We start from the raw sequence: 16,694 nt of genomic DNA, 5'->3' as shown, positions 1-16,694 counted from the left end.
GTTATGTTTCGAGCATATATATTATTAGGCTTTACAATTTTAATTGGACAGCTTCATATTTCCGGTAACATTACGAAGTATATAAATATGAAGTACGCCTATTTATCAAAAACTGCTGCTATTATTTTAGGTTTCTTAACGATTGTACAAATTATTATCGTTTTCCAAAAAGAGCACCAAAAGGAAAAAGAGAAACAGGATTGTAGTTGTGATCATAGTCATTGTGGGCATGATCATTCGAAAGATGAGAATACATGGTGGAAAAAAGTGTTTTCTTACACGTTATTCTGTTTTCCAATCATTACAGGATTGTTTTTCCCAATTGCAACATTAGATTCCGATATTGTTAAGGCGAAGGGATTCCATTTTCCAGTAGCGCAAGCAGAAAGTAAAGATCCATTTATGACAAGGCAATTTCTAAGACCTGACACGAGTATTTATTACGGGAAAGAAGGATATCGTGGTGTAATGGAAAAAGGGAAGAAAGAGTTTGTTACGAAAGATAATATCACTTTAAAAGATGAAGATTTCTTAAAGGGTATGGAGACAATTTATAATTATCCTGGTGAATTTACTGGTAAAACCCTGTCTTATAAAGGATTTGTTTTCCGAGATGATTCTTCTAAAAAGGAACAATATTTCTTATTCCGTTTCGGCATTATACATTGTGTTGCCGATTCGGGTGTATATGGTATGTTAGTTAAAAAACCAGAAGGTGTAGAGTGGAAAAATGATGATTGGATTCAGATAGAGGGAGAAATTTCAACTGAATTTTATCAGCCGTTTCATGCGAATATTCCAGTGTTAGAAGTAACGAAATGGAATAAAGTTGAACAGCCGAAAGAACAATATGTATTTAGAGGAGCCGATTGATAAAATCGGTTCTTTTTTATGGACTAAAAGTTCTAAAAATTGTTAATATTAAACGTGTAGTTCATGAGGTGTAGTGTATATTGGGATATTAGGGATAAATAATTAAAGGGGTGATAACAATGACTGAAGTAAAGGGTAAAACAGCTAATGAATCAAGGGTGTTTAAAACGAGTCGAGTATTTCCAACGGATTTAAATGATCATAACACGCTATTTGGTGGAAAGATATTGGCGGAGATGGATATGGTTGCTTCAATTTCAGCAACGAGACACTCGAGAATGGAATGTGTCACAGCGTCTATGGATTGGGTAGATTTCTTACATCCAGTACGTTCTTCAGATTGTGTTAGTTATGAATCTTTCGTAATTTGGACGGGAAGAACTTCTATGGAGATATTTGTGAAAGTAGTAGCAGAAGATTTAATTTCAGGTAAAAAACGTGTAGCAGCAACTTCATTCGTTACTTTTGTTGCGCTTAGTAAGGAGAATAATCCAGTTCCTGTACCGCGTGTTATCCCTGAGACAGAAGAGGAGAAAGAATTGCATCGAATTGCTGTGTTACGTGCAGAACAGCGCCATATTCGTAAGGCAGAGAGTAAGAAGGTAGCTACACTGCTAACTTTTTGATGTAAAATACTTTCCTAGTGGTACTATTTTGTAATAGGTTAGGAGATTTTTGAAATGAAAAGCGGACACCTAAAAATAGGTGTCCGCTTTTATAGTTTTTTCATCCCCATATCGTACTACAATAACTGCTTAGCAGAAGCAAGCAGCACCGACGATAATTAAGAGGATAAATAATACGACTAGTAGCGCAAATCCATTACCATGTGCGAAGCCCATTGTTATTTCCTCCTTTTATTTTAAGATACAACATACAATATGCAGATGAGCTCCTGTTTGATATGGACGTATATCATGCAATGACATATTTTTTGTATGATAATGTTTTAAAAAAGGAAAGATATAGGAATAACAGTAGTTAGAGAAAGGAACGTATCCATGAAGCGCTTTTTAATTGTAATAATTTGTTTTATAGGTGTATTCATATGGATGAACGTTGATGTGGAAATGGGGAAGAAAATGGCTAGTGGATATGAATTAGAAAAAATCCGATCAGGGGATTTTCAAGTATATACGAACGGTGATGAGTTATATAAAAGTTTATTTGAGGATATAAATCGTGCAGAAAAGAATGTGTATGTTCATTTTTATATTGTAGGAAAAGATGAAGTAAGCCAAAAGTTTTTACAGTTATTAGAGAAAAAAGCATCTAGCGGAGTAGATGTGAAATTGTCAGTAGATCGCATTGGCGGATATAAGCTTAAGAAAAAGATAATTAATCAATTAAAAGAAAAAGGCGTGAAGTTTACATTTAGTAAAAAACCTAAATTAAAAAACTTATTTTATTCTTTGCATCAACGTAATCATAGACGCATTGTTACTATAGATGGGAAAGTTTCGTACATTGGTGGCTTCAATATCGGAAAGGAATATCTTGGACAGGATCCTAAATTTGGTCCGTGGCGTGATTATCATGTACGCATCGAAGGGAATGGAGCTACTGATATGGAACGGAAGTTTGCGGAAGACTGGCAAGAAGATACGGGAGAAAAGTTTCCTATACACCAAGAGTTACCTGTACAAGGAAATGTAAAATATCAATACGTATTTTCGAATGGAAAAGGTTTATGGAAGGAGTATGGAGCGTTTTTAAAGAAGGCAAAACATTCTTTAATTATCGCTACACCATATTTTGTACCGAGTAAAGAAATGGTGAAGGGGCTGAAAGATGCATTAAATCGTGGTGTCCATGTAAAAATCCTCGTCCCATTTAAAAGTGATGCAGTATTGCTAAAACAGGCTGCCTATCCTTATTTGAAAGACATGTTAGATGCTGGAGCGGAGATTTATCAATATCGAAATGGATTTTTTCATGGGAAAGTAACAATCATCGATGAGGAAATGGTTGATATTGGTACAGCAAATTTTGATAATAGAAGTTTTTACTTAAATAACGAATCTAACTGTTTCATATATGATAAGACAGTCGTTGCTGACGTATGGAATCGATTAAAAGAAGACTTTCATAAATCAAAACGATTTTCTGAAGAAGATTTTGAGAAAATTAGTAGATGGGATTGGTTTCTAGCAAGAATATCAAATGTTATCGCATCATATTTATAGTATAGAGATGAAATAGGAAGGGAGGCGCTTTAATGGATTGTATGAAAGAATTGATGACATATAGTTACACACTTATATATAAAGTTGGAGAATACACGAGCAAGGTTCGAGATGAAGAATTAAAGGATATATTACAGCATCATTTGCCGTATATGTTACAAGCATATAATGAACAAGTGAATTTTCAAGAAGGAGAAAATATACAACATATAACTTGTAAACAAATGTGGCCGGAATTTACTGAAATGGATAGGGAAACAGATAATGAGTATACAGGGGATATTGGGATTGCTATTTGTTATATTTCACATTTGAAACGATTAGCATTAAAGTTTGCTCAAGTTGCAGTGGAAGTTGCGAACCCAGAGTTTCGTTCTTTCTTGGAAAATTGTTTTGTGAAAATGAATCGTTATGCTTATAGTGTTTGGCAATATGTTGTGAAGAAGGAATATAAAATTAAACATTTATATGAAAATGAAAGTGAGAAGTTTGCGTGAAAAACTAAGACGGAATGAAAGGCGTCTTAGTTTTTTTATGTCTAATGAAAGGCTCAATTAGAAGAATTGAGAAAAACCAGTTGTGTTATCGGAATATTTACAAAAGTTTACAATATCTTTACTGTTTTTAAATCTTCCCTTTAAAAAAAAAGAGTAATATGGGATTGTACATATTCTATCAAAGGGAGGAAACGCAAATGAACAAATGGGTTAAGTCATTAACTGCTATGGCACTTGCAAGTTCTTTATTAATGGTAGGTTGTAGTAAAGATGAGGATAAAAAGAAAGAGGATGACACAACTTCGCAGCAAGATGAAAAGAAAGATAAAGAAACAAGTGGAACAGAAAAATCTTCTGATTCGAAAGAAAAGAAATAAAGTGAAACTTTAATCAGTGGGGATTTTGTCCATCCCCACTGATTACTAGCCTTCACCAATCGGGCATTTACGGGCAGTTATCTCCCACCTAATTTCCTCGCATTCGCCGAATTTACTGCCCGCAAATAGCGGGATAAATGGATAACAGAGCTTCCTCACATATACGAGGGAGCTTTTTTGTTGTATATTTGTAAGTTTTGCGGAAAAATAGAGAGAAAGAATGGAAGAGGGGATAATATATGAAAGTATGCATATTAGGAGCGACAGGTAGAGTAGGATCACACATTATGAAATTGGCATTACAAGATTCATATGAAGTAACGGTATTAGTTCGTGATTTGAGTAGAGTGAAAACAGAGCATGTAAGGTTGCAAGTTATTAAGGGAAATGTATTAAGCGGAGATGATATAAAGGAAGCGATTAAAGGATGTGATATTGTAATTAGTGCTCTTGGAACTGATCGGAATGGGACGTTAGAGAAGAGTGTACCGATTATTATAAAGCAAATGGAAGAAGAGGGCATAAAGAAAATTGTTACAATAGGAACTGCTGGTATTTTACAAGCACGAACAAACCCAAGTATATATCGTTTCCAATCAAAAGAATCGAAAAGAAAAATGACAACAGCTGCGGAAGATCATTTAGCTGCTTATGAAGCGCTGAATAATAGTAAACTATGTTGGACTGTTGTTTGTCCGACGCATTTAATAGATGGTGATGTAACCGGTGTATATCGAACTGAACAAGATATGTTGCCAACAGATGGATCGAAAATCACAGTTGGTGATACAGCTCAGTTTACATGGAGTTTACGTAATAAAAGCTTATACGAGAAAAGCCGAGTAGGTATTTCATATTAAAAAACCATCCCAAAATAGGGATGGCTAAAAAATGATATAGCATACAAAGATGATAATCATAATGATTTGGAGAATGGCTTTGGCTACTGTACTACTTAAAAAACCGACAACAGTTGCAATTCCGACTAAAAGGGCGTCTTTTGGCGCCTTTTTATGCATTAGTTCCGTAATAAATACAGATAAGAACGGTATGATAATAAGCCCGAATGGTGGGAAGAAGAACGATCCGACAATGATAGAAACCATACCAACACGTTCGCCCGATTTTGTACTTCCGTATTTTTTTAGGAAATATCCATTTGCAATAAAGTCAGCAACGAAAATGAAGAGTGTAAAAATGACTTGAATAATCCAAAAAGATGTCGTTAACTCTCCGCCGTTTATTCCAAAATGATAAATGAAATAGCCAGCCCATACGGCAAGGATGCCAGGGATAATGGGGTATATAAAGGCAAGAAATGAAACAATGAAACAAGCAATGATACAAATTGTTAGTAAAACAGTCACTTTATAGCTCCTTTGTAGTATCTAATTTATGTACAGCAATCTTTTTAATTTGATGCCCATCAAGTTCTAATGCTTTAAATTGAAAACCATCATATTCAACTGAATAGCCAGCCTCAATATTTAAATCAATTGATTGAGAGAGAAGCCAACCACCAATTGTATCTAAATCACTTTCATCGATATGTAGGCCAAACATATCATTTACTTCAGAAATGAGTACTTTCCCATCTAAAACAGTAAGCCTAGGAGTACGCTTTTCAATCATTGGTGATTCGTCTGCGTCAAATTCATCTTGAATTTCTCCGATAATTTCTTCAAGAATATCCTCCATCGTTAAAAGGCCAGCAGTTCCGCCGTATTCATCCATAACAATCGCCATTTGTACGCGGTTCTTTTGGAGGTGTATTAACGTTTTACGAATGGGAACTGTTTCAAATACAGTTAAAACAGGATGTATGTAGGCATCAAGTGGTTTGTAAATGCCTTTTGTTTGATTATGAAAAATCTCTTTCGTATTTATCATTCCGATAATATCATCTTTATCCTTTTCAATAATAGGATAACGTGTATACTTTTCAGTTGCAACGATTTTCATATTTTCTTCTAACGTATTTTCAGTAGATAAACAAACCATTTCAGTTCTAGGTACCATAATTTCTTTAGCAACACGATCATCAAATTCAAAAATATTATTTACATATTTATATTCGGTTTGATTAATTTCGCCGCTTTTATAGCTTTCACCTAAAATGAGTCGTAGTTCTTCTTCGGAATGGGCAAGTTCATTTTCTTTCGCAGGCTCTAAACCGAGTAATTTTGTGAAAAATATAGCTGCACTATTGAGAAGCCAAATGAACGGATACATAATTTTATCAAATAAAATAAGTGGTTTTGCAAATTTTAATGTGATTGCTTCAGCTTTTTGGATTGCGAAAGACTTAGGAACTAACTCGCCTAATACAACATGGAAAAAAGTAATCACACTAAAAGCAATAATAAAGGATAACGTGTTAGCCATTGTTCCAGTAATATTGATTTTTTCAAATAGTGGTCGCAGTAAATGTTCCACAGTTGGTTCACCAAGCCAACCAAGTCCTAAAGAGGTGATAGTAATGCCAAGCTGACAAGCGGATAAATAAACGTCTAAGTTAGATAAAACGCTTCTTGCAGCTAATGCTTGTTTATTACCTTCATTAGCAAGCTGGTCAATTCGACTTTTTCGTACTTTTACGACAGCGAATTCTGAAGCAACGAAAAAACCAGAAATAAGGATAAGTATAAAGATGAGAAAAATATTTAATATGTCCAAGTGTGTTCTTTATTCCTAATTTGGAATAAAGATGTCACCTCCTGTAATTATGTTATACTTTTATAATAAATCCAAATGAAAAGATTAGTCAAAGAAAATGGGTAAATAATGGTAGGTTTCTATAGTAGTTTTTTAATTTGCTGTTATTTTGTCCTCTATATAATAGGAATAACCGTCTACTTTTAATTTAAGTAGACGGTTATTCTATGTTATGGTTTCGAAATACTTCTAGTTAAAGTATACGTGTTTTGTTTAGAGTGGTTTGTTGTCCATAAAGCTTGGAGAAACGATAAGATGCTATATGGAATATAAAGTAGTAATAAACCAATTGTGACAACTATAGGTGCATTTCTACCAAATTGGACGATAAATTGTAATAGTCCGTTTGTATGAAAAATACATTCCATAAAAACGAATGAAAGAATAATGGAACTCAAAATAGATTTATGATTGGAAGTAAGCGCAATAAATAACGTATCAACAAGGAAAGATGAATTTTTTATTTCGTATTCATTAGTAGTATTTAAGAACGGTAGCCATTTTTTAATTGCTTGCATAACGATTATCATCGAAGTGCTACATACGATGATAAAAGAAGAGAAGAAAGGAAACTTTATGAATTTAGATATGTAGAGAAGTGATAATAGGACTGAACATTGTAATATCACAGTGCCAAAAGAATACGGTATCCAGCGAAATAAAGAACTACACTTTTTTAATGATTTTGGTGCTTTTAAAAATAGATGGCCAATTCCTAGACTTATAAAGAAACCGATTACAAGAGTGAATGTGAAACGAACGATTGATAAAAAATATATTTCCCATATGTAGGGGAACAGTGGTGACGAATGGTTAGAGATATGTAGTATATTTTGTGTATGTACAAGCTGATTTGCTGAGAAAAGGATAGGCTCATGCATCCAATCAATTGTTGGAATTGAAATGGAAGAAGGCTGTGCTAAATTATGAAAAATGCTTACAAATCCAGTTAAGTAGGAGTAATTATGTGTAATGAATAATGCTGGAAGGGGACTTATGACAAAAATAATCAAAACACCGGCTATAAATTTACATATATGTGAGCGCAATAAGGACATACAAACACCTACTCTTAGAATATTCAGAAAATTCTTATTCTTATTTTAGCTTTTTTCAGGGGAAGTTACAATATATTTTTCTTTACCTATTGGTATATGGATAGTTTTAAATTATTTTTAGAAATTTATTTTATGTGTGGGATATAAAGCAGGAGAGGGTATATAACAGCATCCATACAAAAAACGTGAACAGTTTAGCATTTTCACGTTTTTTGTATGGGATGAATGAAAAGAAATGTAGGTAAATGTCGAAAGGATTAAATTGATTTTTCAAATTGGAAAGTGATACCATAAAGTTAAACAGTGTTTAAATCATTGTTTAATCGATAAATTCTAGAGGGGGAGATAAGTTGGGGGGAAATGAAAACATATCAACGAAAGAAAAGATTTTAAATACAACCTTGGAGTTAATTAAAAACGAAGGTTTTGAAAGGGTAACGATAAGGAAAATTGCATCATTGTCAGATGTAAATATTGCGCTTGTAAATTACCATTTTGGTTCAAAAGAAAAGTTGATTAGTGAGGCGATTAAAGTTTTGTTAATTAGCTTCCAAGGCACTTTTTCTATTTTAGATGATATTACAGTACCAGCGAAAGAAAGATTAAAAATATTTTTATTTGATTATGTACTAGTAATTCGGCAATATCCTGAGTTAGTCAGGAAGATTATTGCAATGGGAACTACGGTATTTACATCTCAATACGAATATGGAGATTTTTTGAAGAGGCTAGGTTTTAGTAAAGTGAAGAATATTTTGAGCGAAATAACAAATGAAGCGGATCAGGAAATTTTAATGATGATGACAGTGCAAATATTTGGATCCATTTTTCTTCCAGCATTAATGATGCCAATTCTTGAATCAGGAGCAGATATCAGAGTACTGCCTATAGAAAAACAGATTGATTTCCTATTTGAACGCTATTTTTATAAAAATTGAGATAGTGGGTGATAGAGATGGTTAGTTTCTTTAGAAAGCATTGGTATGATATAGGGTTAGTTGTGGCTATTGTTGTCGTTGTTTGTTTAGTCGCGAATTTGGGAGAAATAAGTGAAATAAAAGTACTGTTAGCGTTAAGTTTTGTAGCCATTTTAGTGCATCAATTTGAAGAGTATCGTTGGCCAGGTTATTTCGCTGGTCTGTTTAATGTAGTTATATTTAAAAGTGATATACCAGATCGCTATCCATTAAATACGCAATCTGCTATGGTAATAAATATTTTGATTGCGTATGTTTTTTATTTACTTCCGGTTTTCTTTCAAAATATAATATGGCTTGGGATGGCACCTATTTTAATGGGGTTTTTTCAATTCATATGGCATGGTATTTTTGCGAATATAAAAGCTAAAACAATATACAATCCGGGATTAGGTGCGGTTGTATTACTACATGTTCCGATTGGTTATGCATATATGAGATATGTTCTTTTACACAATCTAGCTACAAATTTGGATTGGATATTAGGGCTGATCTATTTTCTAGTAGCAACCTATTTTTTAATTATAAAAGGAAATATGTTAATGAAAAGTAAGGAGACAAATCATTATTTTTCTAAAAAGCAATTAGGTCCGTACAATGATGCAGTAAAGTGATCCAGAATGCAGAAGGGATTTTTGATGCTGAAGAGAGTACAAGTGAATGATTCATGAATAAATTATGACGAAAAAATGAATAATTTTCAGAAAAATAAAATAATATATTTATTTTTTTCTGAAAATATAATATAGTTATGGCACAGAAAGTATTTTAGCATAAGGAGGCTTTTTTATGAGGATTAAAGGGAATTATGTGCCAAAGAGGGAAGTTTTGTTTTGCTCAAGTTCAATTACGATAAGGGAAACGCTGGAACATTTAAATAAAACGGGGTATCGTTGTGTACCAGTTTTAGATGAAAAAAAAGAGAAGTTTTTAGGGAATGTATATAAAGTAGATATTTTAGAATATAAAGGTTCACTTGAAGATAATGTATTACAATTATTGAACGATAAAAATGGGTACGTGAGAGAAGACTCTTCCTTCTTTAAAGTATTTTTTACAATTAAAAAACTACCGTATTTATCAGTAGTTGATGAAAAAGGGGTCTTCCTTGGTATTTTAACTCATAAAAAAGTTTTTGAACTATTAGAAGATGCATGGGGAGTCCATTCTAGTAAATATTCTGTCATGATTGGAACACAAGATTATAATGGGGCCATTCAAAAATTATCGACAGTGCTAAAGAAATACACTGGTATTCAAAGCTTAATGACTTTTGATAATGATGCTTTATTAGTACGTAGAATAATGTTTACATTGGGAGAAGAGTTTGAAGATAGTGAATTAGAAACATTGCTAAAGGATTTAGAAGATCATGGATTTAGAGTTGTGTATGTTGAAGAGATGAAAAATCCACGTGAAGTTGAAACGATAGACTAACAAGTAAAGCCATCTTATTTTTGATGGCTTTTACTTTCTTTCACATAAAGATATCTAAATATAATAAAATATATGAATCGTAAATTTTAAAAAATATTTGTGTAATAGAATAAATAAAGGAAGTATATGTAGATAATTTTGATTTTCAAAAAAATCAAATTGAAAATATGTTTTTATTTTTCAACTAAATATGTTACTATATGTGTGATAAAAACAAAGAGGTCTGACAACTAAACTCCACGTTATACCACTCTGATGAGTTAAATTTTCGAAAAAATCAAAAATTAATAATTAGAGTAAGAATAAGGGGAATGGAGAAATTATGGAGAAAGACACTGCTTTGTAAGGGGCATATTTTATCATCTTGAGCAGAGAGGAGGATGCATAGCATATTGTGAAAAGAGATATAAACAATGAAAAAGTGCTATGCAAATGAAAAGCATGAAGGGACGTTTAAGGCCAGGTGATACGGTAGCGATTGGTTTAATGTTATTTGCACTATTTTTAGGAGCAGGAAATTTAATTTTCCCGCCAGTTTTAGGTCAACAAGCAGGAGAAAATGTTTGGATTGCTACAATTGGATTCCTTGTAACGGGAGTCGGATTACCCCTATTAGCTGTAACAGCTGTCGCGTTTGTAGAGGGGGACTTGAAAGCGCTATCTTCTAGAGTTCACCCTATATTTGCGTTTATTTTCCCATTGATTAGTTATTTAGCGATTGGACCATTTTTCGCGATTCCGCGTACTGGAGCTGTTTCATTTGAAATGGGTATGAAGCCATTTCTATCAGAGACAATGGTTTCTGAGTGGTACATGCTATTTCTTTTCACTATAGTTTTCTTCGGAATAACGTGGTATTTATCATTAAATCCATCTAAATTAGTGGATTGGTTCGGGAAATTTCTTACACCATTGTTAGTATTGATTGTTGCTGTTATTGTCGGAAAGGCAATTATTGATCCGATTGGAGAACCAGCTGCGCCGCTAGCGGCATACAAAGAAAATGCTTTCTTTGGTGGATTTATTCAAGGATATTTAACGATGGATGCAATTAGCGCACTCGTATTTGGAATTGTCGTTGTACAAGTTATCCGCTCTAAAGGGATAAAAGAGAGTAGTCAAATTGCAAAAATAACAGTTGTATCAGGTATTATTGCTGTACTTGGTTTAACGTTAATCTATTTATCACTTGCTTATCTTGGTTCAACAAGTACATCACTTGGTGTCTCAGAGAATGGTGGACTTATTTTAACGAATGTTGTAAATGAGTTATATGGAACAAGTGGTAAAATTTTATTAGGACTTGTTATTATACTCGCTTGTTTAACAACTTCTGTTGGATTAACATCAGCTTGTGCTGGCTTCTTTACAAACTTATTCCCAAAACTTTCGCATAAAACGATTGTAACAATGGTATGTGTGTTTAGTTTAATTGTATCTAACCTAGGTTTAACACAATTAATCGCAGTCACTTTACCAGTGTTAATGATTATTTATCCAGTTGCAATCGTATTAATCGTACTTTCATATTTCCATAAATGGATTGGAAAGCGAAATACAATTTATATTGGTGCAATATTAGGTGCATTGTCAATTAGTTTATTTAATGGCTTAGAAAGTGCGAACATAAAAATTGACGGGGTTTCAAATGTACTACAAATGTTACCATTATATAAAGAAGGAATAGGATGGTTAATCCCAGCATGTATTGGCGGGATTCTCGGTTTCTTCTTCTATAAATCAAATGAATTAAGTGAATTACAAAAGAAAGGTGCTTAGGCGCCTTTCTTTTTTTAAAGGGGATTTTTGTATTTTGTCTAAGTAATAATTGGGAGGAATGATAAAATGGCTAATTTTGAAGATTTTTTAACTTTTGATGTAAGAATTGGAACAGTAACACAGGCAGAGGAATTTAAAGAAGCGAGAGTGCCAGCGATTAAACTAGAAATTGATTTTGGGGAGCTTGGGGTCAAGCAGTCAAGTGCTCAAATTACGAAGAGATATAATCCAGAAGACTTAATCGGTCAGCAAATTGTTGCTGTTGTAAATTTTCCGCCAAAGCGTGTGGCAGGATTTAAATCGGAAGTGCTTGTATTGGGTGGTGTTCCTGAAGCTGGTGATGTTGTGTTGCTTCAGCCTAATATGGAATTGCCAAATGGAACGAAAATTAGTTAGTGTGAAGGTAGGGGTAAACATGGATATCGGACGAGAATATTTACAATGTGCCATTTCGAATTTCAAGGCAACACAAAAACAAGGAGAACGTGTACTATCTCAATTATCTTATGAACAGATAATGTGGTCTGCTCAGGAAGAGACAAATAGTATCGCGATTATTATTAAACATTTACATGGTAATATGCGTTCAAGATGGACGGAATTTTTAACGTCTGATGGCGAAAAAATAGATCGTAACCGAGATGGTGAATTTGAAGGTGGCTACAATTCAAAACAAGAAGCGCTTGCTGCGTGGCAAGAAGGGTGGGAGTATGTCTTTAAAACGATGGATACTTTAACAGCAGAGCAGATTTTGCAGAAAGTATACATTCGCGGAGAAGAACACACTGTCATGCAAGCGATCGAAAGGCAAATTTCTCATTATGCTTTACATATTGGACAAATCATTTACATTGGTAAAATGTTAAAAGAAAATGAATGGGAGTGTTTAAGCATTCCTAGAGGTCAATCTACTAGTTATTTACAGAAAAAACGTTCAACGTAATAATAGGAAAGAAACCGATATAAAATAGGAAGCAAAAAAATAAGCCAATTGATAGAGGGCTCCGTGAACATTAGAATGCTGCCAGCAATAAGCCCATATGTAATAAGAAAGAAACCAAAGAGTGTATTTATAGGAATAAAACGTGAGACAAATAATTGCTGATTTTTGAAACAAGTGTTGTGAAACAAATAAAAGCGGAAATGCCATGTAGAGGTAATAAGATCTTTCCTTCTCGTTATTCTTTTTTTGCATTTATGACAGATGAATGGTGGCTGCATTTCATTACGCTCCATTTTTTATATTTGTAATAATGGAAGACAAAAGTAAGTATAAAGTGTATGTTCCTATATACGCTCCTGCAATAAGGAAAAATGGATTCAGTAAAATTCCATGAATGCTTGTCATGAAAACTAAATTTTGTATTAAAACATCATATATATTAATAGAAATAATTGTCCCGAGTACATACAGTGCTAAGTATGCGGAAATGTGTAGCACAATACGAATTTTAGGATGTAAAGCAAACAAATAAAAAATAAATGATAAGACGATTGGTAATGTTCCTATAAGTAGCTTCAATTCATTTCACCTCATTAACAATATAGCCGGAATTTAAGCGGTCTATTCTCTAGAGCTTGTACATAACTTGAAATAGAGAGGGTGATAGTATGAATCGAGGCTTTTTTTACGTGAAATTAACAAGTGTACGCAAGTTAATTATATTTATTATTACTACGGTATTAGCGACTTTCTTTCTTATTAGTGTAATGGTAACTTCCATGAAAGAGACAAAGTCAACGTATTTATATAATTGGTTAAATGAGTTATCAATGAATGGTTACATGTACGTTATTGGGAAGGAGAATCATTATTTTACACAGGAGTACCGGAATTTGAATCAAGACTTTTCTATTTCTTCATTCCTCTTTTCGATGGCTACGAATATTCGTTTTGATGATGTACGTAGTTTTGTCGGGAAAGAACTTCCGGGATTTGGGAAATATGATACAGAAATCGTTATAGCAGGTGAAGGAACAAATTATTCCAACTTACCGATAGAATCGAGTGTTCCTCTTGAAGAAGTAGTGAAAGAACGGACTGGAGAAGCTGGACAAGTTCCTAAGCCTGATCCGAATAAAGAGAAGAAACAACCAGCTCAAACGACTGGAAAAAGACAAGTTGCATTGATTTATCATTCACATAGCTGGGAATCTTATTTGCCGTTACTTAACTTAACGAATGAGCCAAATCCAAATAAAGCAACGAGTTCTGTAACGAATATTTCAATAGTTGGCGATCGATTGCGAGAACAGTTAGAAAGTGAAGGGATCGGTGCTACTAACGATAAAACTGATGTTGGTCAAAAATTAATAAGTAAAGGATTAAATAGTAATAGTTCTTATAAACTGTCACGAGAAATTGTACAAGAAGCGATGGCTGGTAATAAAGAACTCCAATATTTTTTCGATTTGCACCGTGATAGTGCACGGAAAAATGTAACAACAAAAACAATTGGAGATAAATCATATGCTAAGCTTGCTTTTGTAATTGGGAAAGGTAACAAAAACTATGAAAAAAACTTACAATTAGCAACTGCGTTACATGAGACGATTAGTAAGAAATATCCGGGAATGAGCCGTGGTGTAATTCAAAAAGGATTCCAAACAGGAAATGGAGTCTACAATCAAGACCTATCAGGACAAGCGATATTAATTGAAGTTGGCGGGGTAGATAATACAGAGGAAGAATTAAATCGATCAATTGATGCACTTGCTAAAGCATTTGGTGAATATTTTTGGCAAGCAGAAAAAGTGAATGGATAAAGTGAAATTTGAATTAGTGGTAGGCATTGCCGATGGTTATCAGCCTACATCAATTGGGGGAAAACGTAAGTGTACAGCTTACGTTTTTTATTTGTCATGAAATGAGGATGATAAGATGTCACATTATAGACATAATTTGTAATTGCTATAGTAATATCGAAATTTGTCTATTTATAATAGGAGAATTAGAAAGGGATTTTCGCAAAAATAGAGAAAATCTTTTTACAAGGAAAATTTTTAACTAACAGAATGGGTAGGGGATCAAGGTGATACGAGAGATTAGAGTAGAAGATGCAGCATCATTTTTACAATTAAGTAAGCAGTTAGACGAAGAAACGAAATTTATGTTATACGAACCAGGGGAAAGAAAAACCACAGTAGAGCAACAAGAAAAGATGGTCCACCGTTTTATAGAAAATGAATATGCAACAATATTTGTAGCAGTTGAAGATGATAGAGTAGTTGGATTTATTTTAGCCAATGGTAATGATGTTCAAAGAAAGAGACATGTGGCAGGCATTGTAATTGGTATTTTGCAAGAGTATAGTGGCCGAGGTATTGGAACGAGTTTGTTTAAAGAAGTAGAGAAGTGGGCAAGATTACATGATGTATGGCGTTTAGAATTAACGGTAATGGCCCACAATACAAGAGCTCAGGCACTATATAGCAAAATTGGATTTGAACAAGAAGGTGTCAAAAAATCTGCTCTTATCATCGATGGAAAAGGTATCGATGAGTATGAAATGGCCAAATTATTAAAATAAGAGGTCGTTATATGAAAAAAAGATGGGCACTACTTGGTATCGTAGCAATGATACTGATCATTGGAGTAGCAGGAATAAATTATAAGATGTACAAGGAGCAAGAGGCGAAGGAAGTAAATGTAAACAATATATTTCCGAAAGCTAAAGAAACGATTGCTAATATGGATGGGGATATCGCAGTCATTAGTAATCCAAGTTCGATGCTTGTACTTGTGAATAAAAATAGGCGTTTACCAGATGGATATAGACCGCCAGATTTAGTTGTTCCGAAAGTACGTTACTCTAGTGAAGGTGATCAAGAGAAAAAAAAGATGAGGAAAGAGGCAGCGGTGGCACTTGAGGAAATGTTTCAGCAAGCCAATAATGAGCGGATTTTCCTTTTTGCAGTCTCTGGATTTAGATCTTTTGATCGACAAAAAGCATTAAATACAATGTATAAAAGACAAGATGGAGAAGCAAAGACAGCGATGTCTAGTGCAGTCCCTGGTACGAGTGAACATCAAACAGGACTAGCTATGGATATTACATCTCAATCTGCTAAATTTCAGCTAGAAACTGTTTTTGGGGAGACGAAAGAAGGAAAGTGGCTTTCTGAAAATGCCCATAAGTTTGGTTTTGTTATTAGATATACGAAAGAGAAAGAAGGGATTACCGGTTATCGTTATGAACCGTGGCATGTACGGTATGTTGGGAATCCGCAAGCTACATATTTATATGAAAACCAACTGACGATTGAAGAAGTAACGCAGTAATGAATTGAGGGGAGAGGGCTAAGATGACGATGTTATATAAGAAAAAGGTACATGCATATATTACGAGAGAAAAAGAAGGGGCTATGCAACTACTCGTTTTTAAACATCGTGATATACGAGAGGCTGGTATCCAAGTGCCAGGCGGGACGGTAGATGAAGGCGAAACGTTAGAGGCAGCAATTTTACGTGAAGTACAAGAAGAGTCAGGACTACGCCATTTTTGTATCGAGCGCTTCCTTTCTGATTACATTATTTATATGAAAGAAAAAAAGGAATATCAAAAACGTCATTTTTTCCACATTTCATTATTAACAGATGTGAAAGATACGTGGGAACATATAGTAAGTGCTGGTGAGGAAGACAAAGGTTTAGTATTTTGTTATGAATGGGTTGATATTAACAAATGCCCTGAATTAGCAGGTAAACAAGGTGAGTTTTTACATTTGTTAGAAGAGGTATATGTAAAATAATAAAAAGAGTCTGAGGCGATATTGTATTCGTTTCAGACTCTTT

The 16,694-nt window shown here is 33.8% G+C and carries 22 protein-coding genes; 16 read left to right on the top strand and 6 right to left on the bottom strand.

What is annotated here, in order from left to right; all coding sequences use genetic code 11:
* Nucleotides 1-3 precede the first annotated feature (3 nt).
* Together NSS74_RS13695 and NSS74_RS13690 are read left to right on the top strand one after the other, a co-directional pair.
* Complete coding sequence (locus NSS74_RS13695) at nucleotides 4-873, top strand: TIGR03943 family putative permease subunit (protein WP_340813804.1); 870 nt, start codon at nucleotides 4-6, stop codon at nucleotides 871-873.
* 119 nt (nucleotides 874-992) lie between these two features.
* On the top strand, nucleotides 993-1,499 hold the full coding sequence (locus tag NSS74_RS13690; RefSeq protein ID WP_002012448.1) for an acyl-CoA thioesterase: 507 nt from the start codon (nucleotides 993-995) through the stop codon (nucleotides 1,497-1,499).
* A 129-nt stretch (nucleotides 1,500-1,628) separates the two neighbouring features.
* Here the strand turns inward: NSS74_RS13690 and NSS74_RS13685 are convergent, their stop codons facing one another.
* Nucleotides 1,629-1,715, bottom strand: coding sequence for a YjcZ family sporulation protein (locus NSS74_RS13685; protein ID WP_000505094.1), 87 nt, complete (start codon nucleotides 1,713-1,715; stop codon nucleotides 1,629-1,631).
* Nucleotides 1,716-1,874: 159 nt separating this feature from the next.
* On the opposite strand from NSS74_RS13685, the gene cls reads away from it, so the two are divergent.
* The 4 genes from cls to NSS74_RS13665 all read left to right on the top strand — a co-directional run bounded on the left by cls (nucleotide 1,875) and on the right by NSS74_RS13665 (nucleotide 4,793).
* Nucleotides 1,875-3,059 (top strand): cardiolipin synthase, encoded by a 1,185-nt coding sequence (gene cls / locus NSS74_RS13680; protein WP_002141405.1) that lies wholly within the window; start codon nucleotides 1,875-1,877, stop codon nucleotides 3,057-3,059.
* A 32-nt stretch (nucleotides 3,060-3,091) separates the two neighbouring features.
* Nucleotides 3,092-3,556, top strand: a complete 465-nt coding sequence (locus NSS74_RS13675; RefSeq protein WP_002012450.1) for a spore coat protein — start codon at nucleotides 3,092-3,094, stop codon at nucleotides 3,554-3,556.
* A gap of 197 nt (nucleotides 3,557-3,753) precedes the next feature.
* Nucleotides 3,754-3,933, top strand: coding sequence for a hypothetical protein (locus NSS74_RS13670; protein WP_002086048.1), 180 nt, complete (start codon nucleotides 3,754-3,756; stop codon nucleotides 3,931-3,933).
* 239 nt (nucleotides 3,934-4,172) lie between these two features.
* Nucleotides 4,173-4,793 carry an NAD(P)-dependent oxidoreductase gene (locus NSS74_RS13665; RefSeq protein WP_340813802.1) on the top strand — a complete coding sequence of 207 codons (621 nt, stop codon included), beginning with the start codon at nucleotides 4,173-4,175 and terminating at the stop codon, nucleotides 4,791-4,793.
* Between the two features lie 24 nt (nucleotides 4,794-4,817).
* Here NSS74_RS13665 and NSS74_RS13660 read toward each other — a convergent pair whose 3' ends face one another.
* From NSS74_RS13660 to NSS74_RS13650, 3 genes are all read right to left on the bottom strand, one after another.
* Complete coding sequence (locus NSS74_RS13660) at nucleotides 4,818-5,300, bottom strand: DUF456 domain-containing protein (protein WP_000217328.1); 483 nt, start codon at nucleotides 5,298-5,300, stop codon at nucleotides 4,818-4,820.
* A 1-nt stretch (nucleotide 5,301) separates the two neighbouring features.
* Nucleotides 5,302-6,609, bottom strand: coding sequence for a hemolysin family protein (locus tag NSS74_RS13655; protein WP_002086044.1), 1,308 nt, complete (start codon nucleotides 6,607-6,609; stop codon nucleotides 5,302-5,304).
* A 209-nt stretch (nucleotides 6,610-6,818) separates the two neighbouring features.
* On the bottom strand, nucleotides 6,819-7,706 hold the full coding sequence (locus NSS74_RS13650; RefSeq protein WP_193653181.1) for a hypothetical protein: 888 nt from the start codon (nucleotides 7,704-7,706) through the stop codon (nucleotides 6,819-6,821).
* A gap of 350 nt (nucleotides 7,707-8,056) precedes the next feature.
* On the opposite strand from NSS74_RS13650, the gene NSS74_RS13645 reads away from it, so the two are divergent.
* From NSS74_RS13645 to NSS74_RS13620, 6 genes are all read left to right on the top strand, one after another.
* On the top strand, nucleotides 8,057-8,644 hold the full coding sequence (locus NSS74_RS13645; RefSeq protein ID WP_002012456.1) for a TetR/AcrR family transcriptional regulator: 588 nt from the start codon (nucleotides 8,057-8,059) through the stop codon (nucleotides 8,642-8,644).
* 8 nt (nucleotides 8,645-8,652) lie between these two features.
* The gene (locus tag NSS74_RS13640) at nucleotides 8,653-9,297 is read left to right on the top strand and encodes an HXXEE domain-containing protein (protein WP_002148541.1); all 645 of its coding nucleotides are present in this window, start codon (nucleotides 8,653-8,655) and stop codon (nucleotides 9,295-9,297) included.
* Nucleotides 9,298-9,472: 175 nt separating this feature from the next.
* Nucleotides 9,473-10,120 (top strand): cyclic di-AMP binding protein CbpA, encoded by a 648-nt coding sequence (gene cbpA, locus NSS74_RS13635; protein ID WP_002086040.1) that lies wholly within the window; start codon nucleotides 9,473-9,475, stop codon nucleotides 10,118-10,120.
* A 441-nt stretch (nucleotides 10,121-10,561) separates the two neighbouring features.
* Nucleotides 10,562-11,899, top strand: a complete 1,338-nt coding sequence (brnQ4, locus tag NSS74_RS13630) for a branched-chain amino acid transport system II carrier protein BrnQ4 (protein ID WP_407707965.1) — start codon at nucleotides 10,562-10,564, stop codon at nucleotides 11,897-11,899.
* A 66-nt stretch (nucleotides 11,900-11,965) separates the two neighbouring features.
* Complete coding sequence (gene csaA / locus NSS74_RS13625; protein WP_001263027.1) at nucleotides 11,966-12,295, top strand: chaperone CsaA; 330 nt, start codon at nucleotides 11,966-11,968, stop codon at nucleotides 12,293-12,295.
* The gene (locus NSS74_RS13620; protein WP_002193071.1) at nucleotides 12,276-12,842 is read left to right on the top strand and encodes a DUF1572 domain-containing protein; all 567 of its coding nucleotides are present in this window, start codon (nucleotides 12,276-12,278) and stop codon (nucleotides 12,840-12,842) included. Before csaA ends, NSS74_RS13620 begins: the two co-directional genes overlap by 20 nt.
* Here NSS74_RS13620 and NSS74_RS13615 read toward each other — a convergent pair.
* Both NSS74_RS13615 and NSS74_RS13610 read right to left on the bottom strand, forming a co-directional pair.
* Nucleotides 12,815-13,120, bottom strand: a complete 306-nt coding sequence (locus tag NSS74_RS13615; RefSeq protein ID WP_078178819.1) for a permease — start codon at nucleotides 13,118-13,120, stop codon at nucleotides 12,815-12,817. The two genes, NSS74_RS13620 and NSS74_RS13615, sit on opposite strands and share 28 nt — an antisense overlap.
* Nucleotides 13,121-13,124: 4 nt before the next feature.
* Nucleotides 13,125-13,421, bottom strand: a complete 297-nt coding sequence (locus NSS74_RS13610) for a hypothetical protein (RefSeq protein WP_340813796.1) — start codon at nucleotides 13,419-13,421, stop codon at nucleotides 13,125-13,127.
* 89 nt (nucleotides 13,422-13,510) lie between these two features.
* Between NSS74_RS13610 and spoIIP the strand changes: the two genes are divergently transcribed.
* The 4 genes from spoIIP (at nucleotide 13,511) to NSS74_RS13590 (ending at nucleotide 16,651) form a co-directional block, all read left to right on the top strand.
* Complete coding sequence (gene spoIIP / locus NSS74_RS13605) at nucleotides 13,511-14,665, top strand: stage II sporulation protein P (protein WP_215587678.1); 1,155 nt, start codon at nucleotides 13,511-13,513, stop codon at nucleotides 14,663-14,665.
* A gap of 266 nt (nucleotides 14,666-14,931) precedes the next feature.
* Nucleotides 14,932-15,429 (top strand): GNAT family N-acetyltransferase, encoded by a 498-nt coding sequence (locus NSS74_RS13600; protein ID WP_002031539.1) that lies wholly within the window; start codon nucleotides 14,932-14,934, stop codon nucleotides 15,427-15,429.
* Nucleotides 15,430-15,440: 11 nt separating this feature from the next.
* Nucleotides 15,441-16,181 carry a M15 family metallopeptidase gene (locus tag NSS74_RS13595; RefSeq protein ID WP_002031537.1) on the top strand — a complete coding sequence of 247 codons (741 nt, stop codon included), beginning with the start codon at nucleotides 15,441-15,443 and terminating at the stop codon, nucleotides 16,179-16,181.
* Nucleotides 16,182-16,204: 23 nt separating this feature from the next.
* The gene (locus NSS74_RS13590; RefSeq protein WP_002086031.1) at nucleotides 16,205-16,651 is read left to right on the top strand and encodes an NUDIX hydrolase; all 447 of its coding nucleotides are present in this window, start codon (nucleotides 16,205-16,207) and stop codon (nucleotides 16,649-16,651) included.
* The last annotated feature ends 43 nt before the right edge of the window (nucleotides 16,652-16,694 follow it).

This window comes from Bacillus sp. FSL E2-8868 (assembly GCF_038005505.1).
Taxonomy (GTDB): Bacteria; Bacillota; Bacilli; order Bacillales; family Bacillaceae_G; genus Bacillus_A; species Bacillus_A mycoides.
This window is presented reverse-complemented; position numbering and strand designations above follow the sequence as displayed.

Bases quoted from the DNA above. Each gene is read 5' to 3' on its own strand.
- NSS74_RS13695 (WP_340813804.1), top strand. From the start codon at position 4: ATGTTTCGAGCATATATATTATTAGGCTTTACAATTTTAATTGGACAG.
- NSS74_RS13690 (WP_002012448.1), top strand. From the start codon at position 993: ATGACTGAAGTAAAGGGTAAAACAGCTAATGAATCAAGGGTGTTTAAA.
- NSS74_RS13685 (WP_000505094.1), bottom strand. From the start codon at position 1,715: ATGGGCTTCGCACATGGTAATGGATTTGCGCTACTAGTCGTATTATTT.
- cls (WP_002141405.1), top strand. From the start codon at position 1,875: ATGAAGCGCTTTTTAATTGTAATAATTTGTTTTATAGGTGTATTCATA.
- NSS74_RS13675 (WP_002012450.1), top strand. From the start codon at position 3,092: ATGGATTGTATGAAAGAATTGATGACATATAGTTACACACTTATATAT.
- NSS74_RS13670 (WP_002086048.1), top strand. From the start codon at position 3,754: ATGAACAAATGGGTTAAGTCATTAACTGCTATGGCACTTGCAAGTTCT.
- NSS74_RS13665 (WP_340813802.1), top strand. From the start codon at position 4,173: ATGAAAGTATGCATATTAGGAGCGACAGGTAGAGTAGGATCACACATT.
- NSS74_RS13650 (WP_193653181.1), bottom strand. From the start codon at position 7,706: ATGTCCTTATTGCGCTCACATATATGTAAATTTATAGCCGGTGTTTTG.
- cbpA (WP_002086040.1), top strand. From the start codon at position 9,473: ATGAGGATTAAAGGGAATTATGTGCCAAAGAGGGAAGTTTTGTTTTGC.
- brnQ4 (WP_407707965.1), top strand. From the start codon at position 10,562: ATGAAGGGACGTTTAAGGCCAGGTGATACGGTAGCGATTGGTTTAATG.
- csaA (WP_001263027.1), top strand. From the start codon at position 11,966: ATGGCTAATTTTGAAGATTTTTTAACTTTTGATGTAAGAATTGGAACA.
- NSS74_RS13620 (WP_002193071.1), top strand. From the start codon at position 12,276: ATGGAACGAAAATTAGTTAGTGTGAAGGTAGGGGTAAACATGGATATC.
- NSS74_RS13615 (WP_078178819.1), bottom strand. From the start codon at position 13,120: ATGCAGCCACCATTCATCTGTCATAAATGCAAAAAAAGAATAACGAGA.
- spoIIP (WP_215587678.1), top strand. From the start codon at position 13,511: ATGAATCGAGGCTTTTTTTACGTGAAATTAACAAGTGTACGCAAGTTA.
- NSS74_RS13595 (WP_002031537.1), top strand. From the start codon at position 15,441: ATGAAAAAAAGATGGGCACTACTTGGTATCGTAGCAATGATACTGATC.
- NSS74_RS13590 (WP_002086031.1), top strand. From the start codon at position 16,205: ATGACGATGTTATATAAGAAAAAGGTACATGCATATATTACGAGAGAA.